The following is a 26,653-nucleotide window of genomic DNA, read 5'->3' on the forward strand; positions in this document are numbered from 1 at the left end:
CCAGTTCGGCCTCAGTACACGCGCGCCTTCGGCTCGATATACGCGATGTCGTTCGACATCGTGTAGGTGTGGACCGGCCGGTAATCGATCGCGACCTTGCGGGCGTCGGGGTCGAGCCAGGCGAGCGTGTGCTTCATCCACTGCTTGTCGTCGCGGTCCGGGAAGTCCTCGCGGGCGTGCGCCCCGCGCGACTCGGTCCGGTTGGCGGCGGATTCCATGGTGACGACGGCCTGACCGATCAGGTTGTCGAATTCCAGGGTCTCCAGGAGGTCGGTGTTCCAGACCAGCGAGCGGTCGGTCACCCTCACGTCCTCGGCGCCGGCCCAGACCTTGTGGATCAGGCCCTTGCCTTCCTCCAGCACCTCGCCGGTGCGGAACACGGCGCAGTTGTTCTGCATCGTCTTCTGCATCTCGAGGCGCAGCTCCGCCGTCGGCGTGCCGCCATTGGCGTAGCGGAAGCGGTCGAGGCGGGAGAGCGCCTTGTCGGCGGAATCCTTCGGCAGCTCCGGCAGGCGGCCGCCCTTCTCCACCGTTTCGGCGCAGCGCAGGCCCGCGGCGCGGCCGAACACCACGAGGTCGATGAGCGAGTTCGAGCCCAGCCGGTTGGCGCCGTGGACCGAGACGCAGGCCGCCTCGCCGATCGCCATCAGGCCCGGCACCACGTGGTCGGGGTTGCCGTCCTTCAGGGTCAGCACCTCGCCGTGGAAGTTCGTCGGGATGCCGCCCATGTTGTAGTGCACGGTCGGGATGACCGGGATCGGCTCCTTGGTCACATCGACGCCGGCGAAGATCTTCGCGCTCTCCGAGATGCCGGGCAGGCGCTCGTGCAGGATCTTCGGATCGAGGTGGTCGAGGTGGAGGAAGATGTGGTCCTGGTTCTTGCCGACGCCGCGGCCGGCGCGGATCTCCATGGTCATGGAGCGGGAGACCACGTCGCGCGAGGCGAGGTCCTTGGCCGACGGCGCGTAGCGCTCCATGAAGCGCTCACCCTCGGAATTCGTCAGGTAGCCGCCCTCCCCGCGCGAGCCCTCGGTGATGAGGCAGCCGGCGCCGTAGATGCCGGTCGGGTGGAACTGGACGAACTCCATGTCCTCGAGCGCGAGGCCCGCCCGCAGCACCATCGCGTTGCCGTCGCCGGTGCAGGTATGGGCCGAGGTCGCCGAGAAGTAGGCGCGGCCGTAGCCGCCGGTGGCGAGCACCGTCGTGGCGGCGCGGAAGCGGTGGATCTCGCCGGTCGCCTGGTCGATGGCGATCACGCCGCGGCAGCGCCCCTCCTCGTCCATGATCAGGTCGAGGGCGAAGTACTCGATGAAGAAGTTGGTCTGCGCCTTCACGGCCTGGCCGTAGAGGGTGTGCAGCATGGCGTGGCCGGTGCGGTCGGCCGCCGCACAGGTGCGCTGGGCGGTGCCCTTGCCGTAATCGGTGGTCATGCCGCCGAACGGGCGCTGGTAGATCTTGCCCTCGGCGGTGCGCGAGAACGGCACGCCCCAATGCTCGAGCTCGTAGACCGCGGCCGGCGCGTTGCGGACCAGATACTCGATCGCGTCCTGGTCGCCGAGCCAGTCCGACCCCTTCACGGTATCGTACATGTGCCAGCGCCAGTCGTCCGGGCCCATGTTGCCGAGCGAGGCCGAGATGCCGCCCTGCGCCGCCACGGTGTGCGAGCGGGTCGGGAACACCTTGGTGATGCAGGCGGTGCGCAGGCCCGCCTGCGAGCAGCCGACGGTGGCGCGAAGGCCGGCGCCGCCGGCGCCGACGATCACCACGTCGAAGCTGTGGTCGATGATGGTGTACGCCTTGCCGTTCTGGGCCGGCGCGGCGGAAGCGGTGGAGGCCATGGGCGAGGTTCCTGGTTTCTGGCGTTACGCGAAGGCCCGCAGGCTCACGCGCACGATGGCGTAGAGGCAGGCGACCGCGACGACGACGCAGTAGAAGTTGTTGGCGATCACCGCGGCGATGCGCAGACCCTTGTCATGGACGTAGTCCTCGATGACGATCTGCAAGCCCATCCGCATGTGGTTGGTGACCGAGAGGACGCCAAGGATGAGCAGGATCGCCACCAGCGGGTGCGACACCAGGGCGGCCGCCTCCGGATAGGGCCGGCCGGCCATCAGGGCGACGATCACCACGAAGGCCAGCACGAGGGGCACGTTCGAGACCGCGGTGACGCGGTGCATCCACCACTCGCGGGTGCCGTGGTGGGCGGGCCCTAAGCCGCTGACGCGGGCGCGCGGCGTGCGGATCGAGGGACGGATCTCGGGGCGGTTGTCGGCCATCGTCTATCCTCCTCAGCGCGCCACGAGGGCGACGACCCAGACCAGCACGGTCAGGGCGGTCGAGCCGATCAGGGTGAAGCGGGCCATCGCGATGCGGGTGCCGGGCTCCATGCCGTGGCCGAAATCCCAGACCAGGTGGCGGATGCCGCCGAGCATGTGGTGCAGCAGGATCCAGGTATAGACGAACAGGATCAGCCGCCCGAGGATCGAGCCGAAGAACCACGCCACCGGGCCGTAGGCGCCGGGACCCGCGGCGAGCGCGACCAGCCAGAGGGCGAGCAGCGCGGTGCCGCCGTAGAGCGCGACCCCGGTGATGCGGTGGGCCACCGACATCGCCATGGTCCAGGTCCAGCGGTAGATCTGGAGATGGGGCGAGAGCGGTCGCACGACCGGTCTGCCGGCGGGGTTCGTGGGCCTTGCGGTGTCCGCCATCGTGATCCTCGAGAAGTCCTGGTCTGTACCGGCTCTAAAGTGGGTCACCTACCGGCTCCGCCGCGCGAGCGCAACGTGGCCGCAAGGCGGGCCGGGTGACAGATCCATCCGCCTGTCTCCCTGGAACGCGTCCAATTCGCAATGCGGTTCTCGTTGACCCAGGCTTCGTCGTCCGCGAAGGCTGGACGCGCCCCTGGTCATCGTGGGCCGGCGCGATCTACCTTCGCGGCCGGCGAAACGATCGGCCGGGGACGGGCCGTCGCCCGGGAGGCGCCGCCATGCATTTCGATCTCGTCGACCTCAGCCTGTTCCGCCACGTCGTCGAGGCGGGCTCGATCACCCACGGGGCGAACCGCGCCAACCTGGCGCTCGCCGCGGCGAGCCACCGCATCCGCAGCATGGAGGCCTCGCTCGGCGCCGCCCTCCTCACGCGGGCGCGGCTCGGTGTCACGCCGACCCCGGCCGGGCGCACGCTGCTCGCCCATGCCCGCCAGATCCTCGGCAACGTCGAGCGACTGCAGGGGGATCTCGCCGCCTTCGCGGGCGGCGCGGCGGGGCAGATCCGGGTCCTGTCGAACACCAACGCGCTGACCGAGTTCCTGCCGGAGGTGCTCTCGGCCTACCTCGCCCTGCATCCGGGGGTGAGCGTCGACATCGAGGAGCGCCTGTCGGACGAGATCGTCGGCCTCGTCGCCGAGGGCGCGGCGGATCTCGGCCTCGTCGCCGGCACTGTCGAGACCGGCAGCCTCGAGACCCACCCGTTCCGTCGCGACCGCTTCGTGCTGGTGGTGGCGGAGGGCCACCCCCTCGCCGAGCGGGACTCGGTCCCCTTCGCCGAGGTGCTGGGCCACGACCTCGTCGGCCTCGACCGGGCGAGCGCGCTCACCCGCTTCCTCGCCGGCAAGGCCGGGCGCAGCGGCCAGCCCCTGCGCCTGCGGGTGCAGCTGCGCGGCTTCGACGCGGTCTGCCGCCTCGTCGAGTGCGGGGTCGGCCTCGGCATCGTGCCGGAGACGACCGCGCGCCGGGCCGCCCGCACCATGGGCATCGCCATCGTGGCCCTGGAGGACCCCTGGGCGGTGCGCGACCTGACGATCTGCCTGCGCGACCTCGCCGCCCTGCCCCCCTTCGCCCAGGACTTCGTCGCCCACCTGCGGGCGCCGCCGGCGTGAGGGCGCCTCTGCGGACGCCTTTGGGAACGCGGTCCTCCAGGCCCTGCACACCCGGCCCTTCCTCGAGTAAGACTGCCTCGGGTAAGACTGCGTCATCCGACGGCGACAGACGAGGCGACGACCCCACCCCATGCAGGATTCCGATCACCCGCGCGAGCCCGCCGTCCTGGTCGATGCCGAGGCGCATTCCGCCGGCTTCCGGCAGGTGCGCGAGGCGCGCCGGCTCGAACTGGTGGAGGATTACGTCGAGCTGATCGCCGACCTGATCGGCGACGGCGGCGAGGCGCGCCAGGTCGACATCGCCGCCCGCCTCGGCGTGGCCCAGCCGACGGTGGCCAAGATGCTCAAGCGCCTGGCCGAGGACGGGCTGGTGCAGCAGCGCCCCTATCGCGGCGTCTTCCTCACCGAGGCAGGCCGGGCGCTGGCGGCGGAGGCGCGGGAGCGCCACCGCATCGTCGAGTCGTTCCTGCTCGCGCTCGGCGTCAGCCCGGACGTGGCGCGCTGCGACGCCGAGGGCATCGAGCATCATGTCAGCCGCGAGACGCTGGAGGCGTTCCGCCGCTTCACCGCCGCCCGGACCGACGCGTAAGCAGACTTGCGTCGGCGGGCCAACGCAAGTCTGCTTATATTCTTGTTTTGTCGCAGATTTTCGCCGCAAATACCGGCAACCGTCTTTGCGGCGAAAATCTGCCTGGAGAACGCCGCCGGGCCGAGGCTTCGGTCAGGCCGCCCGGACGTTCCTGAGGAAGGCGTCGGTCTGCGCGCTCAGCTCGCGGGAGCGGTCCGACAGCTCGGACGAGGCGCCGATCACCCGCGCGGCGTTCTGGCCGGTCTCCTCGGCGGAGGCCGAGACGCTCGCCGTGCCGCTCATCACGTCGCCGGCCCCGGTCGCGGCCTGGGAGACGTTGCGGACGATCTCCTGGGTCGCGGCGTTCTGCTCCTCGACCGCGGCGGCGATCGCCGTCGTCACGGAGCTGATCTCGCGGATCCGCGCGCCGAAGCCGCCGATCGCCGAGACCGCCTGCGCGGTCGAATCCTGGATCCGGGCGATCTGCGTCGAGATCTCGTCGGTGGCCTTGGCGGTCTGGTTGGCGAGTTCCTTGACCTCCGCCGCGACGACCGCGAAGCCCCGCCCCGCCTCGCCGGCGCGCGCCGCCTCGATCGTGGCGTTGAGCGCCAGCAGGTTGGTCTGCCCGGCGATCGACGAGATCAGGCTCACGACGTCGCCGATCTTGCTCACCGCGCCGCTCAGTTCCTGGACCAGGCGCTGGGTCGCGTCGGCCTCGACCACCGCCGCTTCCGCGAGGCCGGCCGAGCCCTGGACCTGGCGACCGATCTCGGTGACCGAGCTGCCGAGTTCCTCGGAGGCCGCAGCGACCGTACCGATATTGGCCGAGGTCTGCCGGGCGGAGCCCGCCACCTCGCTCGAGCGGGCGCTGGTCTGGTCGGCGGTGCCGGCCATCGCGGCGGCGGCCGACTGCATCTCCGTGGCGGCGCCGGTCAGGCGCGAGAACAAGGCCGAGGAATCCTGGGCGAAGGCCGCGACCAGCGCCTCGAACCGCCGGGTGCGCGCCTCGTCGGCGGCCCTGGCCTCCATCTCGGCGTGGATGTCGACGAGGGAGCCGCAGATCCGCAGCGGCACGCCGTGCGCGTCGTAGGAGGCGCCGCCGGTGGCGCGGAACCACCGCGGCGTCCCGTCCGGCATCACGATCCGGTACTTGACGTCGTAGGCGCCCTGGTTCGCCACGTCCTTGATCGCCGCCGCGAAGGCCGACATGATCCGGTCGACGTCATCGCGGAAAATCCGGCTCGACCACGATTCCAGCTTGTCCGGATAGGCCTCGGCCGACGGGTAGCCGACGATGCGGCGGAATTCCGGCGTCCAGGTCACCTGGGTCTTCGGATGCGCGAGGTCGCCCCGATACGGCACGACCTCCCACAAGCCCACCCCGGCACGCGTCGCGAGCAGGTCGAGAAAGCCGTCTTTGCGTGCGAAGCGCTTCAGCATCGGGATGTCGGTCCGGTTCGTCCTCCGCCGTGAGTACAAGCGAGCAGTGAATATAATCTTACGCAACGGCTGCCACGAGCCGGAGACGGCCGTCGGCGCAAGGTCTTGCGCCGGCGCGGAGCCCGGAGGCGACCGGCCGGCGCCGGTATTCAGCGCGGCATCAGCGCCCAGTAATCGAGGTCGAGGATCACCGCCGGGTCGGTCGCCTCCCCGGCCTTGTCCGGATGGGCGGTGCAGGGCTGGTTCTTGGTCGCGATCGTGCGCAGGCGCAGGGCCCCGACATCGGTGCGCCCGGGCAGTTCGGCGGTCGCCAGCACCTCGCTCCAGGCATAGACCGTGTCGCCGGCAAACAGCGGCGCGACGTGGCGCCCGGCATTGATGCCGGCGATCGAGAAGGCGTTGCCCAGCCCGTTGAAGCTGAGGGCCCGGGCGAGCGAGATGACGTGACCGCCGTAGATCAGGCGCTTGCCGAAGCGGGTGTCCTTCGCGGCGTAGCCGTCGAAATGGACCTTGGCGGTGTTCTGGAACAGCCGGGTGGCGATCTGGTGCTCGGCCTCCTCGACGGTCATGCCGTCGACGTGGTCGATGCGCTCGCCGACCTCATAGTCGCTGAAGCGGTGCGGGCTGCCGGCGAGGCCGAGATCGTAGGCCTCCGCCCGCAGCGGCGGCAGGGCGGCGGCGAGGTCCTCCGGCGCCACCGCCTTGGCGAGGCTCGGCACCGCCTCTTCGGCAATCTTCGCCTCGGGGTCGCGCTTGCGCACCAGCACCCAGCGGCAATAGCTCAGCACCGCTTCGCCGTTGGCGTCGTATCCCGTCGAGCGGACATAGACCACGCCGGTCTGGCGGTTCGAGCTCTCCTTGAGGCCGATCACCTCCGAGACCGCGTTCAGGGTCTCACCCGGATAGACCGGCCGCAGGAAGCGCCCCTCCGCGTAGCCGAGATTGGCGACCGCGTTGAGCGAGATGTCCGGCACCGTCTTGCCGAACACGACGTGGAACACCAGCAGGTCGTCGAGGGGCGCCCTCGCGTAGCCGAAGGCCGCCGCGAAGGCGTCGGAGGATTGCACCGCGAAGCGCGGGCCGTAGAGCGCGGTGTAGAGCGCCACGTCGCCGGTGGTGACCGTGCGCGGCGTGGCATGGCGGATGGTCTCGCCGACGCGGAAATCCTCGAAGAAACGGCCCGGATTGGTCTTCATCGTCGCCCCTTGGAGAGTCGCTCTCGTGCGAGAGCCTGCCGGGCGCGGGGCCGGGCAGGCTCTGGGTGGTTTCGGGCCGCTCGGGAAGGCGGGCCTGTCCCGGCGATGTGAGGGGCAGCCCCGCCCTAGCGTCAAGTCCCGTCGGCGAGGTCCTGCAATCGCTGCGCCAGGGCCGGCCCGTCACCGGCGATGCGGAACAGCTTGATGCGCGCGGTGGCCCCGGTGGCGAGGGTCACCGCGGAGGCCGGCAGGCCCAGGGCGCGCCGCAGCACGTCCCGGATCGCCGCGTTGGCCGCGCCGTCCTCCGGCGCCGCCAGTACCCGGACCTTCAGCACGGCCGCGCCGTCGTCCCGGGTCTCGACGCCGTCGAGGGCGTCGCGCCCGCCCCGCGGGGTGGCCCGGACCCGGACCTCGATCCCCTCCGGGACGATCCGCCAGGGCGCGGTCCGGGCCGGGGGCACGGTCTCAGACCACGCCGGAGAGGAGCTCGAACATCAGGTTGCGCAGGAAGAACAGGCCGAGGACCAGGATGATCGGCGAGATGTCGATGCCGCCGAGATTCGGCAGGATGCGCCGGATCGGCCGCAGCGCCGGTTCGGTCACCCGGAACAGGAACTCCCCGATCTGCGACACGATCGGGTTGCGCACGTTGACCACGTTGAAGGCCACCAGCCAGCTCAGCACGGCGCTGGCGATGAGCAGGTACACGTAGAGCGTGATAATGTTGTCGAAGAGCCAGAGAATCGAGCGCATGCGCGGTCCGTGCGAGCCCCGGGGCACCCCGCGCGCGATTGCGGCGCGGCGGGCCCACCAAGGGAATTGACAGGCTGAGAAGGGCCGGCCTACAAGGCACCCGCCTCGGACGGGGCTGTAGCTCAGATGGGAGAGCGCCGCAATCGCACTGCGGAGGTCAGGGGTTCGAATCCCCTCAGCTCCACCAGGCCTGCCCTTCGTGGTTAACGCAGGGTTGGCAGGGTGGCAGGCAGGTGGTACGGAGCCACCGGGTAGTGACATCGCTTCGGCGATACGACATATACCCGCTTTCGGCGGGGCTGTAGCTCAGATGGGAGAGCGCCGCAATCGCACTGCGGAGGTCAGGGGTTCGAATCCCCTCAGCTCCACCAAACCTCTGTTTGGCTGGATGTCTTCTGTGAAGGCGTGAGACCGGGATCGGCGTCGGCCGGGGCCCGGTTTTGTCGCGTCTCGTCTGTGCCGCGCGTGTCGTTCGACGGCAGGACCGGATCCGATAGCGGCCGAACGACGATCCGGCGCAGGACAGGCGCCGGACCTGCCCGCGAGCCGAGGGCAGCGTTGCGGCCCGCCCGGAGAGCGGAAGGCGATCGCCTCTCACCGTTCCCGCGAAAAACCCGCCCCCACGCTTGAACCGCCCCACCGGCGAGGCGTTGGTCGGCGATTCCAATACCCATACTGAGTATGATCATCTCAGTTGGCGTCAGCGGCGCACCGCGCCCGGGATCACCCCGACGAACGGTCAGGAGACCCCGATGTACTACCACGACAAGCGCCTTCAGTACCCGGTGAAGGTGGAGAAGCCCGATCCCCTGTTCGCCCGCCAGCTCCAGCAGGCGATCGGCGGTATCGAGGGCGAGATCCGCGTCTGCCTTCAGTACTTCTTCCAGGCCTGGGGCGCCCGCGGGCCGAGCACGAAGTACCGCGACGTGCTGCTCAACACCGCCACCGAGGAGATCAGCCACATCGAGATGCTGTCGACGGCGGTGGCCCTCAACCTCGAGGACGCGCCGGCGACGCTCCAGGAGACCTCCGCCCAGGCCAACCCGATCGTCGGCGCGGTGATGGGGGGTGAGCGCCCGCGCCACGTCGTCGAGGGCATGCTCCAGCGCCACCTGCTCTCCACCGGCCTGGCGGCCCTGCCGGTCGATTGCGACGGCGCGCCATTCGACTGCTCGCACGTCTATGCCAGCGGCAACCTCGTCGGCGACATGTTCTGCAACGTGGCTGCGGAGGCGACCGGCCGGACCCTGGCGGTGCGGCTCTACAACTCCACCCACGACAAGGGCATGCAGGACATGCTCAGCTTCCTGATCGCCCGCGATACGATGCACCAGCAGCAATGGCTGGCGATCATCGAGGACATGGGCGGGCTGAAGGAGGGGCTGCCGGTGCCCAACAGCTTCGACCAGTCGAAGGAGGCGCAGGAATTCAGCTACATGTTCATGGGGACCGAGCGCAACGGGACCCCGGTTCCGCCCGGCCGCTACGCGGAGGGCCCGTCGATCGACGGCAAGGGCCAGTTCCACTTCCGGGCCTTCGAACCCCTCGGCGAGGAACCGGTGCTCGGGCCGGCCCGGCCGGATTCCGGGGCCCAGAAGGAGCAGATGACCTCGGCTCCGGTCACCAACAGCAAGACCTAGGCGCGCAAGAACTAGGCCATCAGGCGCGCGGGCGCGCGGGCCGGGCACCAAGATTGAGCTTGACCTGTGCGCCCATGATGTAAGATCGGTTGCCGTTCCTCAGGGACAGGGCGGCAATCGATCACCAGACCCGACGTCGCCCGGGCCGCCCGCGCCCCCGGACGAGGCGGACCCACGGTCGGGGAAGGCACATCATGGATTATCAGTACGTCGACGGGCGCCTCCAGATCCGCCGCACCGAGGAGGAGAAAAAGCCTATCCTCCAGCGCCTCAAGCGCATCGAGGGCCAGGTGCGCGGCCTCCAGGCCATGGTGCAGGAGGACCGCTACTGCCTCGACGAGGTGCAGCAGATGAACGCCATCACGGCAGCGGTGCGCGAGGCGGTGCTCCAGCTCATCAGCACCCATCTCGACGCCTCGGTCGACTACGCGGTCCGCGCCCAGGACCAGGACGGCGCCATCGAGGAGATGGTACGGGTCCTGCGCGCCGCACTGCGACAGACGTAAGACCCGGCGGAGGCGCCCCGCGCTGTCCGGTCGCCCTGGCGGCCCGGGAGCCCGGGCTTATCTAAGGCTCGAATTCCGGCGCGTGAGACCGTTGCGCGCGTACTCGAAACGAGCCTCATCCCGCATGTCCGCCTCCGACAGCGAAGCCAATCGCTTCTCCGCCCGCGCCGCCCGCTACGCGAAGGTCGGCGCCAATGTGGGCGGCGTCGCCGCCCGGATGGCCGGCGCGCGTCTCCTCGGCCGCAAGGGCGAGGACGTGACGAGCGCCGCCGCCCTCGCCCAGGCGCTGGGCGGCCTGAAAGGGCCGATCATGAAGGTGGCGCAGCTGCTCGCCACCGTGCCGGACCTGCTGCCGCCCGAATACGCCTCCGAGCTGCAGAAGCTGCAATCCGAGGCGCCGCCGATGGGCGCGGCCTTCGTCAAGCGCCGCATGGCGGCCGAGCTCGGGCCCCAGTGGCAGAGCCGCTTCGGCCAGTTCTCGCTGCGCCCGGCAGCCGCCGCCTCCCTCGGCCAGGTCCATCGGGCCGAGAGCCTGGACGGCACGGCGCTCGCCTGCAAGCTGCAGTATCCGGACATGCAATCCGCCGTCGAGGCGGACCTGAAGCAGCTCGAACTCGCCTTCGCGCTGCACCGGCGCATCAGCTCGGTCATCGACACCCGCGAGATCGGCAAGGAGATCGGCGACCGGGTGCGCGAGGAGCTCGACTACACCCGCGAGGCCAAGCACGCCGCCCTCTACGCCGACGTGCTCAAGGGCATCGAGACGGTGCGGGTCCCGGTCGTGTATCCCGAGCTCTCGACCAAGCGCCTGCTCACCCAGGGCTGGCTCGAGGGCGAGAAGATCCTGACCTTCACCGACGGCCCGCTGGAGGTGCGCAACCGTCTGGCGCACGCGATGTTCCAGGCCTGGTGGCACCCCTTCAGCAGCGCCGCGGTGATCCATGGCGATCCCCATCTCGGCAACTACACGGTGTTCTCCGAGGGCGGCGAGCCCAAGGGTCCCGAACCCATGGGAATCAACCTGCTCGATTACGGCTGCATCCGCATCTTCCATCCCCGCTTCGTCGGCGGCGTGGTCGACCTCTACAAGGGGCTGCTGCACGGCGACGAGGCCCGCATCGTCCACGCCTACGAGAGCTGGGGTTTTCGCAACCTCACCCGGGAGCTCGTCGACATCCTCAACATCTGGGCCCGCTTCATCTACGGGCCGCTGCTCGAGGACCGGGTCCGCACGGTGGCGGACGGCGTCAAGCCGGGCGAGTACGGCCGGCGCCAGGCCTTCGAGGTCCACCGCGCCCTCAAGGAGCGCGGTCCGGTGATGGTGCCGCGGGAATTCGTGTTCATGGACCGGGCGGCGGTGGGCCTCGGCGCGGTGTTCCTGCACCTGCGCTCGGAGCTGAACTACCACCGCCTGTTCGAGGCCCAGATCGACCGCTTCTCCCTCGACGACCTCGCCGCCCGCCAGCACGCGGCGCTGGAGAAGGCCGGCCTGCCGCAACCGGCCTGATCGGCACGGCACCGGGCCGGCGTTTCGCGACTTTAGACCTGGAAAAAGGTGCGGAATCGCACCGGGACCTTCGGCGAGGACGAGCCTGCGGGCCCGTCCCGGTGCCGAAGACCCGAATATCCACAAGGATTTGCGGCTTGGCCGGCGGTGCCCGCGAGGTTCCGCCGGTCTTGCTGCGGCTGATTGCCGGAGCCTTGAGCATGCGCTAAAGCCCGGCCAACGAGCACAAGACGGGGTCTACCGCATCATGGCCGACATCACACACGCCACCGACTCCGCCTACAGCCCGGAGATGGACGGCCCCTCCCACGAGGCCACCTATCGCGGCTTCGTCACCTTCGTCGAGATCGCCACCGGCGTCGTGATCTGCTGGGTCCTGTCGCTCGCCGTCGGCGGCGTGCGCGAGGCCTGGATCTCGGCCATCGTCGGCGTGGTTTTGGGCGGCGTCGCCGGGGCCATCGGCGCCCTCTCGCCCTCGATCGGCTGGCGCGCTCCCGCCGTGGTGGCTCTGCTGCTCGCCCTGATGCTGGCGTTCTACTGAGGGCGCGGGCGGCCCGTCCGCCCCCTCCCCTCCCACGCGCGATAAATTGCGCGTGACTTAATCGTTAAAAATTCGTAACGGAAGCCGTTCCCTCGGGTGAGGGAACGGCTTTACAGTTGTGGGGCAGGCGTGGCCTTGTACATGCCGCCCTGGAGGGGGGAACGGCGCGCCCGCGCCGTGTATCGACCAAAGGAAGCCTGAATGCGGATCGCGGTCCTATCCGAGACCGATCCGGCGGAGCCGCGGGTCGCGGCAGTCCCGGAAACGGTGAAGAAGTACAAGGCTCTCGGGGCCGAGGTGACGGTGCAGTCCGGGGCGGGGCTCAAAGCCGGCGTGCCGGACGCCGAGTACGAGGCCGCCGGGGCCTCGATCGCAGCCGACGCCAAGGCCGCCGCCGACGGGGCGGATATCGTCCTCAAGGTGCGCCGCCCCGCCGAGGACGAGTTGCCCGCGCTCAAGCGCGGCGCGATCGTGATCGCGATCATGGACCCCTACGGCCACGAGGCCGAGGTCAAGGCGATGGCCGATGCCGGCGTCTCGGCGATCGCCATGGAGCTGATGCCCCGCATCACCCGCGCCCAGGTGATGGACGTGCTCTCGAGCCAGGCCAACCTCGCGGGCTACCGCGCGGTGGTCGACGGCGCCGCCGTCTACGGCCGGGCGCTCCCGATGATGATGACCGCGGCCGGCACCGTGCCGGCGGCCCGCATCTTCGTGATGGGCGCCGGCGTCGCCGGGCTGCAGGCCATCGCGACCGCCCGCCGCCTCGGCGCGGTGGTGACCGCCACCGACGTGCGGCCCGCCGCCAAGGAGCAGGTCGAGTCGCTCGGCGCCAAGTTCGTCGCCGTCGAGGACGACGAGTTCAAGCAGGCTGAGACCGCCGGCGGCTACGCCAAGGAGATGTCGGCCGAGTACAAGAAGAAGCAGGCGGAGCTGGTGGCGAGCCACATCGCCAAGCAGGACATCGTGGTCACGACCGCGCTGATCCCCGGCCGGCCGGCGCCGAAGCTCGTCACCGCCGACATGGTCTCGGCGATGCGGCCGGGCTCGGTCCTCGTCGATCTCGCGGTCGAGCGCGGCGGCAACGTCGAGGGCGTCAAGGCCGACGAGGTCGTGGAGACTGAGAACGGCGTGAAGATCGTCGGCTACGCCAACGTCCCGGGGCGGCTCGCCGCCACCTCGTCGAGCCTCTACGCCCGCAACCTCTACGCCTTCGTCGAGACGCTCGTCGACAAGGGCTCGAAGGCGTTGGCGGTGAAGTGGGACGACGAGCTCGTCAAGGCGACCTGCCTGACCCGCGACGGCGCCGTCGTCCACCCGAACTTCCAGCCCAAGGCGGCCTAAGGCCGCTCGCCCCGCAATCGGAGGAGACCTCATGGCTACCCTTCCCCCCGACCAGGCGGCCGAGCAGGCACGCGCCGCCGCGGCCGCCGCCCGCAACGCCGCCGACATCGCCGCCCGCGCCGCCGACCAGGCGGCGATCATCGCCGACAGCGTCGGCCACGGCGTCGCCGCCGCGACCCACGGCGCCATCGATCCGACCGTGTTCCGCCTCGCGATCTTCGTGCTGGCGATCTTCGTCGGCTATTACGTGGTCTGGTCGGTGACCCCGGCCCTCCACACCCCGCTGATGTCCGTCACCAACGCGATCTCCTCGGTGATCGTGGTCGGCGCGCTCCTCGCCGTCGGCGTCCCGCTGATCGAGAAGGGCACCGGCTGGGCCCGCTTCTTCGGGTTCATCGGCCTGGTCTTCGCCAGCGTGAACATCTTCGGCGGCTTCCTCGTCACCCAGCGCATGCTCAGCATGTACAAGAAGAAGGCCTGAGGCGATGTCGGAGAACGTCTCCTCGCTCCTCTACCTCGTCTCGGGCGTCCTGTTCATCCTGGCGCTGCGGGGCCTGTCCCACCCGACCACCTCCCGGCAGGGCAACCTGTACGGCATGATCGGCATGGGCATCGCCATCCTGACGACGCTGATCGGCCACGCGCCGTCCGGCGTCGGGGCGTGGTTCCTGGTGCTGCTCGGCCTCGGCATCGGCGGCGGCGCCGGCGCGGTGATCGCCAAGCGCGTGCCGATGACCGCGATGCCGCAGCTCGTGGCGGCCTTCCACTCCCTCGTCGGCCTCGCTGCCGTCGCGGTGGCGGCCGGCGCGCTCTACGCGCCGCAGGCCTTCGGCATCATCGAGAACGGCGCCATCCACAAGCAGTCGCTGTTCGAGATGGGGCTCGGTGTGGCCATCGGCGCCATCACCTTCACCGGCTCGGTGATCGCGTTCCTCAAGCTCGACGGCCGCATGTCGGGCAAGCCGATCATGCTGCCGCAGCGCCACGTCATCAACATCGTGCTGGCCGTGGTGCTGGTCGCGCTGCTGATCGGCTTCATCGGCGGTGGCAGCAAGGTGCTGTTCTGGCTGATCGTGATCCTGTCCTTCGTGCTCGGCGGCCTGCTGATCATCCCGATCGGCGGCGCGGACATGCCGGTCGTGGTCTCGATGCTCAACTCCTACTCGGGCTGGGCGGCCGCGGGCATCGGCTTCACGCTGGGCAACCTCGCGCTGATCATCACCGGCGCGCTGGTCGGCTCCTCGGGCGCGATCCTGTCCTACATCATGTGCCACGCGATGAACCGCTCGTTCATCTCGGTGATCCTCGGCGGCTTCGGCGGCGACGCCGCGGCGGCCGGCGCCGGCGGCGGTCAGGTCGAGACCCGGCCGGTCAAGCAGGGCTCGGCCGACGACGCGGCCTTCATCATGAAGAACGCCGAGAAGGTCATCATCGTGCCGGGCTACGGCATGGCGGTGGCGCAGGCGCAGCACTCGCTCCGCGAGATGGCCGACCAGCTCAAGAAGGCCGGCGTCGACGTCAAGTACGCCATCCACCCGGTGGCGGGCCGCATGCCGGGCCACATGAACGTGCTGCTCGCCGAGGCCAACGTGCCCTACGACGAGGTGCACGAGCTGGAGGACATCAACGGCGAGTTCCCGCAGGCCGACGTGGCCTTCGTGATCGGCGCCAACGACGTCACCAACCCGGCCGCCAAGACCGATCCGCAATCGCCGATCTACGGCATGCCGATCCTCGACGTGGAGCGGGCCAAGACCGTGCTGTTCATCAAGCGCGGCATGGGCTCGGGCTATGCCGGCGTCGAGAACGAGGTGTTCTTCCGCGACAACACCATGATGCTGTTCGGCGACGCCAAGAAGGTCGTCGACGAGATCGTCAAGAACTTCTGACGCGTCGGCCCGCGAGGGCTGTGGCAGAGCCGGGGCACTCGCCTCGAATCGGAAAGCGGGGCCTCGTGCCCCGCTTTTCGCGTTTCGGCGACACCCGCTCGTGAACTCACGACCCACTGTCGCCCGGCTGCGGCAGCGCATCCGCGCGAAACCCGCTACACTCCGCCCCGTGTCCACGCTCCTCGACCTGCCCCGCCCCCTCCTCGACGTCCATCGCTCGGCCCTCGGACGGCCCTGGCACGAGCGCTGCGCCTCCGCGCAGGCGCAAGGGCTGGCGGTCGCCATCGCCCAGGGCCACGGCCTGCCCGAGGTGCTGGCCCGCGTGCTCGCCGGGCGCGGCGTCGACCTCCACGCCGTGCCGGGCTTCCTCGAACCGCGCCTTCGCGACCTGATGCCCGACCCCGCCGTGCTGGTCGACATGGAGGCGGCGGCCGACCGGCTCGCCGCCGCGATCGCGCGGCGCGAGAAGGTCGCGATCTTCGGCGATTACGACGTCGACGGCGCGGCGAGCGCCGCCCTGCTCGCGAGCGCGCTGCGCGACCTCGGCGTGCCCTACCGTCTCCACATCCCCGACCGGATCACCGAGGGCTACGGCCCGAACGTCGCGGCCGTGCGCATGCTGGCGCAGGAGGGCGCGACGCTCCTCGTCACGGTCGATTGCGGCACCGCCGGGCACGAGCCCCTCGCCGAGGCCGGCCGCCTCGGCATGGACGTGGTGGTGCTCGACCATCACGGCGCGCCGGAAGTGCTCCCGCCGGTCCGCGCGCTCGTCAACCCGAACCGCCTCGACGACCTGTCGGGCCTCGGCCATCTCTGCGCGGCGGGCGTGGTCTTCCTCACGCTGGTGGCGCTCAACCGGCGCCTGCGCCGGGACGGGCTCGCCATCCCCGACCTGATGGCCGGGCTCGACCTCGTGGCCCTCGCCACCGTGGCCGACGTGGTGCCGCTGCGGGGCCTCAACCGCGCCTTCGTGCGCCAGGGCCTGGCGGTGATGCGCGGCCGCGGCCGGCGCGGGCTCGCCGCCCTCCTCGACGCCGCCGGCCTGTCGGAGGCGCCGCAGGCCTGGCATCTCGGCTTCCTGCTCGGTCCCCGCATCAATGCCGGCGGCCGCATCGGCGACGCGACGCTGGGCGCGCGCCTGCTCCTGTCCGAGGACCCGATCGAGGCCGCCGGCATCGCCGCGCAGCTCGACGTTCTCAATCGCGAGCGCCAGGCGATCGAGGCCGCCGCCGTCGCCGAGGCCGAGGCCGAGATGGGGATGCGCCTGGAGCGCGATCCCGACCAGCCGGTCCTCGTCGCCGGCAGCCCGGACTGGCATCCGGGCGTGGTCGGGCTGATCGCGGCGCGGCTGAAGGAGCGCTTCGGCCGCCCGGCCTTCGCCTTCGCGCTGCGGGAGGACGGCACCGCCACCGGATCTGGCCGCTCGATCCCCGGCGCCGATCTCGGCCGGGCGGTGCGGGCCTGCGTCGAGGCGGGCCTCGCGGCGAAGGGCGGCGGCCACGCCATGGCGGCGGGCGTGACGCTCGCCGCCCTCGATCTCGACCGGTTCCGCGAGGCGCTCGCCGGCGACCTCGCCGCCTCCGTGGCCGAGGCGCGCCTCGGCGAGGCTCTGCTCGTCGACGGCCTCGTCTCCGCCGGCGGCGTGCAGCCGGACCTCGCGGACGCCGTCGAGCGCGCGGGCCCCTTCGGCCAGGGCGCGCCGGAGCCCGTCTTCGCGCTGGCCCGCCACCGCATCGCCGATGCCCGCGTCGTCGGCACCGGCCACGTCAAGGCGCAGCTGCGCGGCCGGGACGGCGTCGCGGTCGGCGCCATCGCCTTCCGGGCGGCGGAATCGCCGGTCGGGCGCCTGCTCCTGTCCCGCATCGGCCGCGACATCCACGCCGCCGGCACCCTCTCCCGCGACCGCTGGCGCGGCAGCGACCGGGTCGAGCTGCGCCTCAGCGACGTGGCCGAGGCCGATTGAGCCGGCCAAGGATCCGGTCCGGTATCCGGCTTGACACCCCCCGGCCGCCCCACCATAAGGGCCCCGTCGCCGACACGGCGGCCCCTGCCGGTGACGGCAGCGTGGGGGAATGTCCCGAGCGGCAAAGGGGGCGGACTGTAAATCCGCTGGCTATGCCTTCGTAGGTTCGAGTCCTACTTCCCCCACCATTCTCTTCCGATCGATCCAGCATCACGCATCATCCGCCGAGCGTCTCCGCGGCGCGAAGCGCTTTTGGATCGTTCGTGCGGGCAGTCCCGCGCTTCACGACTATCGGTTCGGAGGAGCATCCGTATCCGTCAGTCGCCGCGGGTTCGGCGCCGTTCCGGGTGTGGGCGGTCCTCCGGGCGAGCGGGTCACCCGGACTGCTCCCAAGCGCTTCGTCCGCCAGCGTAATCCGACTGCGGCCGCTTAGCCCGGACGTCGCCGGTACCGGGCCGTCGAAGCCGGGTGCCGTCACCTTGACAGGGGCAGGCCACCCCCTCATAAGGACGCGCCGCCGACAGGGCGGCCCCTGCCGGCGACGGCAGCGTGGGGGAATGTCCCGAGCGGCAAAGGGGGCGGACTGTAAATCCGCTGGCTATGCCTTCGTAGGTTCGAGTCCTACTTCCCCCACCATCTTCCCTTCCGCACGATCCTCCGGACGGGCCGCGCCCGCGACCGGGAGCCGGCCCGATGACGGGCGGATCAGTGATCCACCACCTCGCCCAGCGCCGCCAGCAGCGACGAGCGCGCCCGGCTCACCCGGCTCTTCACCGTGCCGACCTGGCAGCCGAGCCGCAGGGCGGCCTCTTCGTAGGTGTAGCCCTCGGCGCCGATGAGCAGCAGCGCCTGGCGCTGGGCCTCGGGCAGGGCCTCCATCCGCTCCCGGACCACCCGCAGGGTGCTGGCATGGTCCTGGTCGGCCGGCGCGGCCAATTGACCGGCGAGGAGCCCGTCGCCATCCTCGACTTCCCGGCGGCCCTTCCGCAGATCCGTGTAGAACTGGTTGCGCATGATCGTGAACAACCAGGCGGTGAAATTCGTTCCGGCCTGGAACCGATGCTGGTTCGCCCAGGCCCGGGCGCAGGTTTCCTGAACCAGGTCGTCGGCCCGTACCACGTCGTGCGACAACGAGAGACCGAAGGTGCGCAAGGCCGGCAGCGCCGTCATCAGGGCGTTACGGAAGTCGAAGCTGATCGCTTCGCCGCGCGCCGCCAGGGCGGCTTCGAACCGGGCCAGCAGCTCGGCGAGGCGCGACGGCAGCTCGGACTGGGTGACCGGGCTGAAGTATTGTTGCAGAGGTTTTCTGAGATAATCTTGGATAACGTGGGAAGGAAGCGTGTCGGCGGGCGGCGATGGCGCGGACGGGAGCGTGGTCGGATCGATCTTCATTGTCGAGAGAAGGCCCCTGGTCCCGTGAGATAGTCTCTTTTTAACGGTTCAAATTTCGATGGCAATAGAAGCTCGACCGATGCTCGATGAAGCCGGCGCTCCAGCCGGCCAGAGCCCTGCCCGGCGAAACAGGCCTGCCGACACGCCTTCGGGGCTCGCGCCGACCGGCCGGTTTCGCGCCCTCCGCGCAGGGCGGGGATGAGCCGGCGGGCAGGTGTGGCGGGCCCGGCTTTGGGCTACGTCACCGGGAGTGACGACACGGAGCGCGGGACGGATGACGGGCGTGGCGGAGCCGATGGCGGCGGAGGTGGCCGACGGCCTGCCGACCCGGGCGAGGCTGTGGGCGATGCTGGCGATCGGCATCGCCATGTCGATGGCGGTGCTCGACGGCGCCATCGTCAACGTCGCCCTGCCGGTGATGGCCCGGGACCTCCAGGTCAGCCCCGGCGCCGCGATCTTCGTCACCAACGGCTACCAGCTCGCCGTCACCGCGGCCCTGCTGCCGCTGGCCTCGCTGGGCGACATCCTCGGCTACAAGCGGGTCTATTGCACGGGGCTGGCGCTGTTTTCCGCCGCGTCGCTGGCCTGCGCGCTCGCCGGCTCGCTGCCGGTGCTGGTCGCGGCCCGCATCGTCCAGGGCCTCGGCGCGGCGGGGATCATGAGCGTCAACATCGCGCTCGTGCGCTTCGTCTATCCCCATCGGATGATCGGGCGCGGCGTCGGCACCATGGCGCTCATCGTGGCGATCGCTTCGGCGGCGGGCCCGAGCGTCGCGGCGGCAATCCTGTCGGTGGCGACCTGGCCGTGGCTGTTCCTCGTCAACGTACCGCTCGGGATCGCCGCGCTGGTGCTCGCGGCCCGGATGCTGCCGATGACGCCCCGCAGCGGCGCCCGCTTCGACGCCCTGAGCGCGCTCCTCAACGCGCTGTTCTTCTGCCTGCTGATCACCGGCGTCGACGGGCTCGGCGAGCCGGGGCGGAGCGGCACGGCGCTCGGTCTCCTCGCCGGGGCGGCGGTGATCGGCACCGCCTTCGTGTGGATGCAGGCCCGCCTGCCGGCGCCGCTCCTGCCGATCGACCTCCTGCGCATTCCGGTCTTCGCGCTGTCGATGGTGAGCTCGCTCTGCTCGTTCTCGGCCCAGATGATGGCCTACGTCGCCCTGCCGTTCTACTTCCAGGACGTGCTCCACCTCTCGAGCACCCAGACCGGGGTGCTGATGACGCCCTGGCCGATCGCCATCGCGGTGATCGCCCCCTTCGCCGGGCGGCTGGCCGACCGCTACCCGCCGGGGCTGCTCGGCGGCATCGGCCTCGTCGCCCTGTCGGCGGGCCTCGCCCTGATGGCGAGCGTGCCCCCGGACGCCTCGCCGCTCGCCATCGCCCTGCGGCTGACCCTGTGCGGCCTCGGCTTCGGGCTGTTCCAGTCGCCCAACAACAAGGTCATCATCACCAGCGCGCCGCGGGAGCGCAGCGGCGGGGCGAGCGGCATGCAATCGACCGCGCGTCTCCTCGGCCAGTCCCTCGGCGCCGCCATGGTGGCGGTGATCTTCGGCTACCTCCACACCGGCGGCACCGTGACGGTCCTGTGGATCGCGAGCGCGCTGGCGCTGACCGGCGCCGTCGCGAGCGGGCTGCGGGTCAGGCGCTGACGGGCCCCAGTCATTCCCCGTGGCGTGCGGCAGAGTGCCGTCCTTCAAATTAGTGACGTGCACCGACGCGAATCTGCCGCGTCCGTGGCTCCCCTGGATTGAGCCGTAGTCCTAGAACGTGGCCCGCTAACCGGTCGGCAAGGACCGGACTACGAGGGCCAGCATGGACGCGCGCGTCGTCGACTCCTCCACCCGCGGAGCCTCCGCTCCCGGCTTCCTGTCCCGCGAGCGCATCGTGGCGCGTGCGGGCTTCAACCGCTGGCTCGTCCCGCCGGCGGCGCTCGCCATCCATCTCTGCATCGGCATGTCCTACGGGCTGTCGGTGTTCTGGCTGCCGCTGTCGCGGGCGCTGAGCGTCGGCCGGCCGGCCCCGGCCGCCTGCCCCGACATGAGCCTGCTCACCGCCCTGGTCACCACGACCTGCGACTGGCGCGTCAGCGACCTCGTCCTGGTGTTCTCGATCGGCATCGTCATGCTCGGCCTCTCCGCGGCCCTGTTCGGCGGCTGGCTCGAGCGGGCGGGACCCCGCAAGGCCGGCCTCGCGGCGGCCCTGGCCTGGGGCGGTGGGTTCCTGATCGGGGCGCTCGGGGTCTATCTCCACCAGCTCTGGCTGATCTGGCTCGGCATGGGGCTGATCGGCGGCGTGGGCCTCGGCCTCGGCTACATCTCGCCGGTCTCGACCCTGGTGAAGTGGTTTCCCGACCGGCGCGGCATGGCGACCGGCATGGCGATCATGGGCTTCGGCGGCGGCGCGATGATCGGCTCGCCGCTCGCCGACCTGCTCATCACCCATTTCAAGCAGCCGGATTCAGCCGGGGTCTGGCAGACCCTCGCGGTGATGGGCGCCGGCTACCTCGTCGTCATGCTGTGCGGCGCCTTCGGCTACCGCGTGCCGCCGGACGGCTGGCAGCCCCCGGGCTGGACCTCGCCGGCCGCCCGCGACCGGATGATCACCAGCGGCCACGTCCACCTCGCCGACGCGCACCGGACGCCGCAGTTCTGGCTGCTCTGGGCGATGCTGTGCCTCAACGTCTCGGCCGGGATCGGCGTGCTGGCGCTGGCCTCGCCGATGCTCCAGGAGATCTTCGGCGGTGCGCTGATCGGCCGGCCGGAGATCGGGTTCGGCCAGCTCGATGCCGGAGGGAAGGCGCAGGTCGCGGCGATCGCCGCCGGCTTCGTCGGGTTGTTGTCGCTGTTCAACATCCTGGGCCGGTTCTTCTGGGCGACGCTCTCCGACCGCATCGGGCGGAAGGCCACCTACGCCACTTTCTTCGCCCTCGGCGGCGTGCTCTACGCGGCGGCGCCATGGGCCGCCGGCCTCGGCTCGCAGGCGTCGTTCGTGCTCATCCTCTGCGTGATCCTCTCGATGTATGGCGGCGGCTTCGCGACGATCCCGGCCTACCTCGCCGACCTGTTCGGCACCCGGTTCGTCGGCGCGATCCACGGCCGCCTGCTCACCGCCTGGTCGACGGCGGGGGTCGTCGGCCCCCTCGTCGTGACGGCGATCCGGCAGGCGCAGGTCGATGCGGGCCTCCAGGGTGCGGCGCTCTACGGCCGCACGCTCCTGATCCTGGCCGGCTTCCTGGCGGCCGGGTTCGTGGCGAACCTGCTGGTGCGGCCGCTCGCGCGGCGCTGGTTCATGGAAGGGTTCATGGACGGGGCGGACACCGCCGCCGGCGCACCGAAGCCCGCGGGTCCGTCCGGTTCGTTCGGGATCGGCCGGGGCGGCCCGACGCCGGCGGCGGCGCTCGCCTGGGCCGCGGTCGGGCTGCCGATCCTGTGGGGCGTGTGGATCACGCTCGCCAAGGCGCTGATCCTGTTCCGATAGCGGGCGGGAGGCGGGCCTCAGGCCGTCGTCGTGAACTGCGGTGGGAGATGGAGGAGCACCGCCTCGATCTCCGCCGAGGGGTGGCGCGGGTAGCGCTCCATCACCAGCGGGTCGTGGCCGGGCACGATCCGCTCCGGATCGCCGGCGAGCCGCGCGAGCGTCCGCCAGCTCTCCATCATCGCGGCGATGTCGACCACGATCGGAAACGGGTTCTGCTGGGCGAGGTTGGCGTAAAAATGGGCGGCGTCCGAGGCGAGGACGACCGGGCCCCGCGCCGTCTCGACCCGTACGCATTGCAGGCCCCGCGTGTGCCCCGGCACCGGATGGACCGTGACCCCGGGGGCGATCTCCCCCGTGCCGTCGGCGAAGGCGACCCGTCCCTCGTAGACCCGCCGCACCATGGTGCAGACGTCCTCGACCGAGAAGGCGCCGCGCAGCCGCGCGTGGCACATGCAGCGCCCCGTCGCGTAGGCCATCTCGGCGTCCTGGAGGTGGAAGGTCGCGTTCGGGAACGCCGACAGGTTGCCGGCATGATCGTAGTGGAGATGCGTGATGACCACGTCCCGCACCGTCTCCGGATCGACGCCGAGATCCCGCAGGCCGTCGAGCGGATGGCGCACCATCGTCCGGCCGTAGGCCGCGCTGGCCGGCCAGTCGAACCCGGTATCGACGACGATCACCCGCTCGTCGTTGCGGATCACCCAGACGAAGTAGTCGATGGGCATCGGCCCGTCATGCGGATCCCCGTCGGGCGGCGGATAGAGCAGGTTCAGCGACGCCGGGCGCTCGTGCGTCGCGTAGCGCAGCGCGAAGACCTCGTAGACCGGCACGGCCGCCCTCCTGGATGTCGAACTAATCCTTCGCCGAGGCCGGCAGCCCCACCAGGTACGCGTCGATCGCGGTGTGATCCGCCCCCGGCCCGAGTTCTGCCAGGGCGTCCTGCCACAAAGCCGCGATCGTCCCGGACAGCGGCGCCGGCACGCCCTCGTGGCGCGCGAGGTCGTCCGCCGTGCGCAGGTCCTTCGCCATCAGCGCCATGGAGAACCCGGACGTGTAGGATTTCGGGATCACGTAGGGCTTCAGCTTGACGTCGGTGGAGTTGTTGCGGCCCGTCGAGACGTTGAGGATGTCCGTCATCAGCGCAGGGTCGAGGCCGAAGCTCGCGCCGATGCGCAGGGCCTCGCAGGCGGCGGTCAGGCCCGCGGCGGAGACGTAGTTGTTCAGCGCCTTCATGGCGTGGCCGGAGCCGACCGGGCCGGTCTCGAACAGGGAGGTGCCGAGGCTCTCGAGGAGCGGCCGCACCGCGTCGGCGTGATCCCCGCCGACCATGATGGCGAGCGTGCCGTCGACGGCGCGCTTCACCCCACCCGAGACCGGGGCGTCGACGAGGACGATGCCCCGGTCGGCCAGCTCTTTCGCGAGGTCGCGGGTGCCGACCGGCGCCGACGAGCTCATGTCGATCACGATCGCGCCCGGGGCGAGGTGTCCGGCGATGCCCTCCGGGCCGGCGAGGACGGCGCGCACCGCCTTGCCGTCCGGCAGCATCGTCACGACGGCGCCCGCTCCCTCCGCCGCCTCCCGGGCGGAGGCCGCGGCCTGGCCCCCCGCCTGCACGAAGGCCGCCGCGGCGGCCGGAGACGGATCGAACCCGACCACATTCCAGCCCGCCGCGACGAGGCGGCTCGCCATCGGCAGCCCCATCTTGCCGAGGCCCAGGATGGCGACGCGGGCGGAGGACGGGTCGAGGCTCATGATTTTTTCCATCGTCATGCCTTGTCGGAGAGGGCGCCCTCGGCCTTCAGGACCTCGTGCGCGGCCTTGAACGCCTCGAGGCCGGACGGGATGCCGCAATAGACGGTGGCGTGGAGCAGGATCTCCTTGATCTCCTCGACGCTGACGCCGTTGGCGAGCGCGCCCTTGACGTGCAGCTTGAGCTCCGCGGGCTTCGACAGGGCGGTCAGCATCGCGAGGTTGAGCATCGAGCGCGTCCTGCGGTCGAGCCCGTCGCGCGTCCAGGCGTAGCCCCAGCACCACTCGGTCGTGATGCGCTGGAACGCCATCATGAAGTCGTCGGCCTTGGCGAGGCTGCCATCGACGTACTCCGCCCCGAGCACCTCCCGGCGCACCTCGAGCCCCTTCTCGAATTGCTCGCTCTCGGCCATCGTGCCCTCCCCGGCGCGTCCGTTTCCCCGGACGGTAGCAGGCAACCGGACGGAGATCGACGGGGCCGGCGGCGAAATCGGGCGCGCTCAACCGGGGATGGTGCCACCCGCGACGATGCGACAGAACGGTCCCGATCGTCATCGGTGAACCGCCCTGCCCCCGCACCGGGACGCAACGAGGTGCGAGATCATGAACCCGCTCCGCCGCATGCTGCCCTCCAACCACGCCCTGTTCGTGTTCGAGGCGGTGGCGCGCAACACCAGCTTCACCCGGGCGGCGGCCGAGCTGAACGTGACCCAGCCCGCCGTCAGCAAGGCGATGGCACAGCTCGAGCGCCATCTCGGCGTGCGCCTCATCGACCGCTCGGCCGAGGGTCTCGCGCTGACGGAGGACGGGGCGATCCTCTACCGGAGGGTGGCGGACGGTTTCCGGGGCATCGAGGCGGCCCTGCGCGAGATCGACATCCGCCGCACCGGCATCGACACGGTCACGCTCTCCCTGTCCTCGGCCTTCACCACCCACTGGCTGATGCCGCGCATCAACACCCTGCAGGAGGCGTTCCCGTCGGTCGATTTCCGCTTCCAGCTCATCCCCGGCGCGCTCGCCGGCCCGGTCGACGACGTCGATCTCGGCATGCGCTTCGTCGAGGGTCCTGACCTCGACCACGAGGCCCTGTTCCTGATGAACGAGGTGATGCTGCCGGTCTGCAGCCCGGCCTACCGCGCCGGGCGGGGGGCGGATCCCGAGAGCCGCACCACCTTCGTCAACCTCACCGCCACCTCGCCGATGTGGATCGGCGGCGTCGATCCCGGGCCGGACTGGAACGGCTCGCGGGCCTCGCTCAACTTCTCCGACTACGCCGTCGTGCTCCAGGCCGCACTGCTCGGCCAGGGCGTCGCGCTGGGCTGGATGAGCGTGGTCTCGCACTGGCTCTCGACCGGCGACCTCGTGCCGGCCGCCGACCGGGTCACCCGGACGGCGCGGGTGTGCCAGCTCATCCACCTGCGCTCGCGGCCCCTGCGTCGCTCCGTCGCCGCCGTGCGCGACTGGCTCGTCGCCGAGATGCGGGCCGACGTCGCGCGGGTCGATGCGCTCTATCCGGAGCTCGGGCTGATCCGGACCTGCTTCGAGACCTCATAACCCCCGGTTATGGCCCTGCGGATTTTTTCGACATTGATCGAAGCCGCCGCTTTTGTGAGCTTTCCCCGGTCGGCGACACCGGACGCGAAGGCAGCGCCACGATGGCAGCAGGATCGGACACAGGACTGACGCGCGATCCGCTCTCCGGCGGCAGCATCGGGGTGTCGATCCGCAACGCGACCCGGCGCTACGGCGCCTTCACCGCCCTCGACGATGTCTCCCTCGACGTGGCGCCCGGCGAGTTCCTCTCCCTGCTCGGCCCCTCCGGCTCGGGGAAGACCACGCTCCTCGGCATCCTCGGCGGCTTCACGGTGCCGTCCTCCGGCAGCGTGCATTTCGGCGAGACCGACGTCACCTTCGTGCCGCCGCACAAGCGCGGCATCGGGGTGGTGTTCCAGAACTATGCCCTGTTCCCGCACCTGAGCGTGGCCGAGAACGTCGCCTTCCCGCTGCGGGCCCGGCGCGAGCCGAAAGCCACCTGGGGCCGGCGCGTCGCCGAGGCGCTGGCGATGGTGGAACTCACCGGCTACGAGGATCGGGCGATCTCGCAGCTCTCCGGCGGCCAGCGCCAGCGCGTGGCGCTCGCCCGCGCCATCGTGTTCCGGCCGCGTCTGATCCTGATGGACGAGCCGCTCTCGGCCCTCGACAAGCAATTGCGCGAGTCGATGCAGATCGAGCTGCGCCGCCTGCACCGGCAGCTCGAAGCCACCATCATCTACGTCACCCACGACCAGCGCGAGGCGCTGACGATGAGCGACCGCATCGCGATCCTGCGCGGCGGGCGCCTCGCCCAGGTCGACACGCCCGAGCGCCTGCACGACCGGCCGGCGAGCGCCTTCGTGGCGAGCTTCATCGGCGAATCGACCCTGGTGCCGGTGACCCGCTCAGGGTTCGACAGCGTCGCCCTCGGACCCGCGACCTTGAGCAGCGCCCGGCCGCTGCCGGAGGGGGCGGCCCTCCTCCTGGCGCTCCAGACCGAGAAGCTCCTCGTCGCCGGCGACACCGCGCCCGAGGGCTACAACCGCCTCACCGGACGCGTCACCGACATCGTCTACCAGGGCGAGAGCCTGAAGGTCTTCCTCGCCCTCGACGGCGGGCCCGAGATCTCCCTGCGCCAGCCGGCCCACCATGCCGGGCGCAGCGCCATCCCGCCCGTCGGCGCCCCCCTCACCGCCCTCATCCATCCGCAGGACACGATCATCGTGCCGGCGGAACCGGCCTGAGCCCGCCCATCCCCGACCTATCGGAGAGTCCCACC

Annotated in this window: 25 protein-coding genes and 4 tRNA genes; 18 read left to right on the top strand and 11 right to left on the bottom strand. The window is 70.8% G+C overall.

Features of this window, described 5'->3' with window-relative positions; genetic code table 11:
* Positions 1–11 precede the first annotated feature (11 nt).
* Genes sdhA through sdhC form a run of 3 tightly spaced genes read right to left on the bottom strand, consistent with a single transcriptional unit; the run spans position 12 to position 2,708 of the window.
* Positions 12–1,838, bottom strand: coding sequence for a succinate dehydrogenase flavoprotein subunit (sdhA, locus tag BM430_RS28915; protein ID WP_093570682.1), 1,827 nt, complete (start codon positions 1,836–1,838; stop codon positions 12–14).
* A gap of 24 nt (positions 1,839–1,862) precedes the next feature.
* The gene (gene sdhD, locus BM430_RS28920; RefSeq protein ID WP_093570683.1) at positions 1,863–2,276 is read right to left on the bottom strand and encodes a succinate dehydrogenase, hydrophobic membrane anchor protein; all 414 of its coding nucleotides are present in this window, start codon (positions 2,274–2,276) and stop codon (positions 1,863–1,865) included.
* A 12-nt stretch (positions 2,277–2,288) separates the two neighbouring features.
* Positions 2,289–2,708, bottom strand: coding sequence for a succinate dehydrogenase, cytochrome b556 subunit (sdhC, locus tag BM430_RS28925; RefSeq protein WP_093570684.1), 420 nt, complete (start codon positions 2,706–2,708; stop codon positions 2,289–2,291).
* A gap of 278 nt (positions 2,709–2,986) precedes the next feature.
* Between sdhC and BM430_RS28930 the strand changes: the two genes are divergently transcribed.
* Together BM430_RS28930 and mntR are read left to right on the top strand one after the other, a co-directional pair.
* Positions 2,987–3,877, top strand: coding sequence for a LysR family transcriptional regulator (locus BM430_RS28930; protein WP_093570685.1), 891 nt, complete (start codon positions 2,987–2,989; stop codon positions 3,875–3,877).
* Positions 3,878–4,007: 130 nt separating this feature from the next.
* A complete protein-coding gene (gene mntR, locus BM430_RS28935) occupies positions 4,008–4,466 on the top strand; it encodes a manganese-binding transcriptional regulator MntR (RefSeq protein ID WP_093570686.1) in 459 nt (152 codons plus the stop codon).
* Between the two features lie 132 nt (positions 4,467–4,598).
* Here the strand turns inward: mntR and BM430_RS35720 are convergent, their stop codons facing one another.
* The 4 genes from BM430_RS35720 to BM430_RS28955 all read right to left on the bottom strand — a co-directional run bounded on the left by BM430_RS35720 (position 4,599) and on the right by BM430_RS28955 (position 7,834).
* Complete coding sequence (locus BM430_RS35720; RefSeq protein WP_348273096.1) at positions 4,599–5,885, bottom strand: methyl-accepting chemotaxis protein; 1,287 nt, start codon at positions 5,883–5,885, stop codon at positions 4,599–4,601.
* 149 nt (positions 5,886–6,034) lie between these two features.
* The gene (locus tag BM430_RS28945; RefSeq protein WP_093570687.1) at positions 6,035–7,081 is read right to left on the bottom strand and encodes a MaoC family dehydratase; all 1,047 of its coding nucleotides are present in this window, start codon (positions 7,079–7,081) and stop codon (positions 6,035–6,037) included.
* Positions 7,082–7,212: 131 nt separating this feature from the next.
* On the bottom strand, positions 7,213–7,542 hold the full coding sequence (locus BM430_RS28950) for a DUF167 family protein (protein WP_093570688.1): 330 nt from the start codon (positions 7,540–7,542) through the stop codon (positions 7,213–7,215).
* Between the two features lie 4 nt (positions 7,543–7,546).
* Positions 7,547–7,834, bottom strand: a complete 288-nt coding sequence (locus BM430_RS28955) for a YggT family protein (RefSeq protein WP_093570689.1) — start codon at positions 7,832–7,834, stop codon at positions 7,547–7,549.
* A 111-nt stretch (positions 7,835–7,945) separates the two neighbouring features.
* Between BM430_RS28955 and BM430_RS28960 the strand changes: the two genes are divergently transcribed.
* The 12 genes from BM430_RS28960 (at position 7,946) to BM430_RS29015 (ending at position 17,860) form a co-directional block, all read left to right on the top strand.
* Positions 7,946–8,021 (top strand) — tRNA-Ala (locus BM430_RS28960).
* A gap of 108 nt (positions 8,022–8,129) precedes the next feature.
* Positions 8,130–8,205 (top strand) — tRNA-Ala (locus BM430_RS28965).
* Positions 8,206–8,586: 381 nt separating this feature from the next.
* Positions 8,587–9,474, top strand: coding sequence for a manganese catalase family protein (locus tag BM430_RS28970; RefSeq protein WP_093570690.1), 888 nt, complete (start codon positions 8,587–8,589; stop codon positions 9,472–9,474).
* Between the two features lie 194 nt (positions 9,475–9,668).
* Positions 9,669–9,980 carry a metal-sensitive transcriptional regulator gene (locus tag BM430_RS28975; protein ID WP_048452223.1) on the top strand — a complete coding sequence of 104 codons (312 nt, stop codon included), beginning with the start codon at positions 9,669–9,671 and terminating at the stop codon, positions 9,978–9,980.
* Positions 9,981–10,104: 124 nt separating this feature from the next.
* Entirely contained in the window at positions 10,105–11,487 is a 1,383-nt protein-coding gene (locus BM430_RS28980) for an ABC1 kinase family protein (protein WP_093570691.1), read from the top strand.
* Between the two features lie 247 nt (positions 11,488–11,734).
* Positions 11,735–12,028 (top strand): aa3-type cytochrome c oxidase subunit IV, encoded by a 294-nt coding sequence (locus BM430_RS28985; protein ID WP_093570692.1) that lies wholly within the window; start codon positions 11,735–11,737, stop codon positions 12,026–12,028.
* 201 nt (positions 12,029–12,229) lie between these two features.
* The gene (locus tag BM430_RS28990; RefSeq protein ID WP_093570693.1) at positions 12,230–13,372 is read left to right on the top strand and encodes a Re/Si-specific NAD(P)(+) transhydrogenase subunit alpha; all 1,143 of its coding nucleotides are present in this window, start codon (positions 12,230–12,232) and stop codon (positions 13,370–13,372) included.
* A gap of 31 nt (positions 13,373–13,403) precedes the next feature.
* A complete protein-coding gene (locus tag BM430_RS28995) occupies positions 13,404–13,853 on the top strand; it encodes a proton-translocating transhydrogenase family protein (protein WP_048432898.1) in 450 nt (149 codons plus the stop codon).
* A 4-nt stretch (positions 13,854–13,857) separates the two neighbouring features.
* Positions 13,858–15,261, top strand: coding sequence for an NAD(P)(+) transhydrogenase (Re/Si-specific) subunit beta (locus BM430_RS29000; protein WP_093570694.1), 1,404 nt, complete (start codon positions 13,858–13,860; stop codon positions 15,259–15,261).
* A gap of 169 nt (positions 15,262–15,430) precedes the next feature.
* On the top strand, positions 15,431–17,224 hold the full coding sequence (gene recJ / locus BM430_RS29005; RefSeq protein ID WP_093570695.1) for a single-stranded-DNA-specific exonuclease RecJ: 1,794 nt from the start codon (positions 15,431–15,433) through the stop codon (positions 17,222–17,224).
* Positions 17,225–17,327: 103 nt separating this feature from the next.
* A tRNA-Tyr gene (locus tag BM430_RS29010) sits at positions 17,328–17,412 on the top strand.
* Positions 17,413–17,775: 363 nt separating this feature from the next.
* Positions 17,776–17,860, top strand: a tRNA-Tyr gene (locus tag BM430_RS29015).
* A 69-nt stretch (positions 17,861–17,929) separates the two neighbouring features.
* On the opposite strand, the gene BM430_RS29020 is transcribed toward BM430_RS29015, so the two are convergent.
* Positions 17,930–18,616 (bottom strand): sigma-70 family RNA polymerase sigma factor, encoded by a 687-nt coding sequence (locus BM430_RS29020; protein ID WP_093570696.1) that lies wholly within the window; start codon positions 18,614–18,616, stop codon positions 17,930–17,932.
* A 274-nt stretch (positions 18,617–18,890) separates the two neighbouring features.
* On the opposite strand from BM430_RS29020, the gene BM430_RS29025 reads away from it, so the two are divergent.
* Both BM430_RS29025 and BM430_RS29030 read left to right on the top strand, forming a co-directional pair.
* Complete coding sequence (locus BM430_RS29025; protein WP_093570697.1) at positions 18,891–20,264, top strand: MFS transporter; 1,374 nt, start codon at positions 18,891–18,893, stop codon at positions 20,262–20,264.
* Positions 20,265–20,427: 163 nt separating this feature from the next.
* Entirely contained in the window at positions 20,428–22,092 is a 1,665-nt protein-coding gene (locus tag BM430_RS29030; protein ID WP_093570698.1) for an OFA family MFS transporter, read from the top strand.
* Between the two features lie 17 nt (positions 22,093–22,109).
* Here the strand turns inward: BM430_RS29030 and BM430_RS29035 are convergent, their stop codons facing one another.
* From BM430_RS29035 to BM430_RS29045, 3 genes are read right to left on the bottom strand one after another with little or no spacing between them, the layout of a single operon-like run.
* The gene (locus BM430_RS29035; RefSeq protein WP_093570699.1) at positions 22,110–22,922 is read right to left on the bottom strand and encodes an N-acyl homoserine lactonase family protein; all 813 of its coding nucleotides are present in this window, start codon (positions 22,920–22,922) and stop codon (positions 22,110–22,112) included.
* Between the two features lie 22 nt (positions 22,923–22,944).
* Positions 22,945–23,862, bottom strand: coding sequence for an NAD(P)-dependent oxidoreductase (locus BM430_RS29040; RefSeq protein ID WP_348273097.1), 918 nt, complete (start codon positions 23,860–23,862; stop codon positions 22,945–22,947).
* Entirely contained in the window at positions 23,859–24,254 is a 396-nt protein-coding gene (locus BM430_RS29045) for a carboxymuconolactone decarboxylase family protein (RefSeq protein ID WP_093570701.1), read from the bottom strand. Before BM430_RS29045 ends, BM430_RS29040 begins: the two co-directional genes overlap by 4 nt.
* A gap of 190 nt (positions 24,255–24,444) precedes the next feature.
* On the opposite strand from BM430_RS29045, the gene BM430_RS29050 reads away from it, so the two are divergent.
* Together BM430_RS29050 and BM430_RS29055 are read left to right on the top strand one after the other, a co-directional pair.
* Complete coding sequence (locus tag BM430_RS29050; RefSeq protein WP_093570702.1) at positions 24,445–25,395, top strand: LysR family transcriptional regulator; 951 nt, start codon at positions 24,445–24,447, stop codon at positions 25,393–25,395.
* A gap of 101 nt (positions 25,396–25,496) precedes the next feature.
* Complete coding sequence (locus BM430_RS29055; RefSeq protein WP_093570703.1) at positions 25,497–26,618, top strand: ABC transporter ATP-binding protein; 1,122 nt, start codon at positions 25,497–25,499, stop codon at positions 26,616–26,618.
* The last annotated feature ends 35 nt before the right edge of the window (positions 26,619–26,653 follow it).

The organism is Methylobacterium sp. 174MFSha1.1, assembly GCF_900116815.1.
GTDB lineage: Bacteria > Pseudomonadota > Alphaproteobacteria > Rhizobiales > Beijerinckiaceae > Methylobacterium.

Coding starts and splice junctions, on each gene's coding strand:
- sdhA (WP_093570682.1), bottom strand. CDS start 1,838: ATGGCCTCCACCGCTTCCGCCGCGCCGGCCCAGAACGGCAAGGCGTAC.
- sdhD (WP_093570683.1), bottom strand. CDS start 2,276: ATGGCCGACAACCGCCCCGAGATCCGTCCCTCGATCCGCACGCCGCGC.
- sdhC (WP_093570684.1), bottom strand. CDS start 2,708: ATGGCGGACACCGCAAGGCCCACGAACCCCGCCGGCAGACCGGTCGTG.
- BM430_RS28930 (WP_093570685.1), top strand. CDS start 2,987: ATGCATTTCGATCTCGTCGACCTCAGCCTGTTCCGCCACGTCGTCGAG.
- mntR (WP_093570686.1), top strand. CDS start 4,008: ATGCAGGATTCCGATCACCCGCGCGAGCCCGCCGTCCTGGTCGATGCC.
- BM430_RS35720 (WP_348273096.1), bottom strand. CDS start 5,885: ATGCTGAAGCGCTTCGCACGCAAAGACGGCTTTCTCGACCTGCTCGCG.
- BM430_RS28945 (WP_093570687.1), bottom strand. CDS start 7,081: ATGAAGACCAATCCGGGCCGTTTCTTCGAGGATTTCCGCGTCGGCGAG.
- BM430_RS28955 (WP_093570689.1), bottom strand. CDS start 7,834: ATGCGCTCGATTCTCTGGCTCTTCGACAACATTATCACGCTCTACGTG.
- BM430_RS28970 (WP_093570690.1), top strand. CDS start 8,587: ATGTACTACCACGACAAGCGCCTTCAGTACCCGGTGAAGGTGGAGAAG.
- BM430_RS28975 (WP_048452223.1), top strand. CDS start 9,669: ATGGATTATCAGTACGTCGACGGGCGCCTCCAGATCCGCCGCACCGAG.
- BM430_RS28980 (WP_093570691.1), top strand. CDS start 10,105: ATGTCCGCCTCCGACAGCGAAGCCAATCGCTTCTCCGCCCGCGCCGCC.
- BM430_RS28985 (WP_093570692.1), top strand. CDS start 11,735: ATGGCCGACATCACACACGCCACCGACTCCGCCTACAGCCCGGAGATG.
- BM430_RS28990 (WP_093570693.1), top strand. CDS start 12,230: ATGCGGATCGCGGTCCTATCCGAGACCGATCCGGCGGAGCCGCGGGTC.
- BM430_RS28995 (WP_048432898.1), top strand. CDS start 13,404: ATGGCTACCCTTCCCCCCGACCAGGCGGCCGAGCAGGCACGCGCCGCC.
- BM430_RS29000 (WP_093570694.1), top strand. CDS start 13,858: ATGTCGGAGAACGTCTCCTCGCTCCTCTACCTCGTCTCGGGCGTCCTG.
- BM430_RS29020 (WP_093570696.1), bottom strand. CDS start 18,616: ATGAAGATCGATCCGACCACGCTCCCGTCCGCGCCATCGCCGCCCGCC.
- BM430_RS29025 (WP_093570697.1), top strand. CDS start 18,891: ATGACGGGCGTGGCGGAGCCGATGGCGGCGGAGGTGGCCGACGGCCTG.
- BM430_RS29030 (WP_093570698.1), top strand. CDS start 20,428: ATGGACGCGCGCGTCGTCGACTCCTCCACCCGCGGAGCCTCCGCTCCC.
- BM430_RS29040 (WP_348273097.1), bottom strand. CDS start 23,862: ATGACGATGGAAAAAATCATGAGCCTCGACCCGTCCTCCGCCCGCGTC.
- BM430_RS29045 (WP_093570701.1), bottom strand. CDS start 24,254: ATGGCCGAGAGCGAGCAATTCGAGAAGGGGCTCGAGGTGCGCCGGGAG.
- BM430_RS29050 (WP_093570702.1), top strand. CDS start 24,445: ATGAACCCGCTCCGCCGCATGCTGCCCTCCAACCACGCCCTGTTCGTG.
- BM430_RS29055 (WP_093570703.1), top strand. CDS start 25,497: ATGGCAGCAGGATCGGACACAGGACTGACGCGCGATCCGCTCTCCGGC.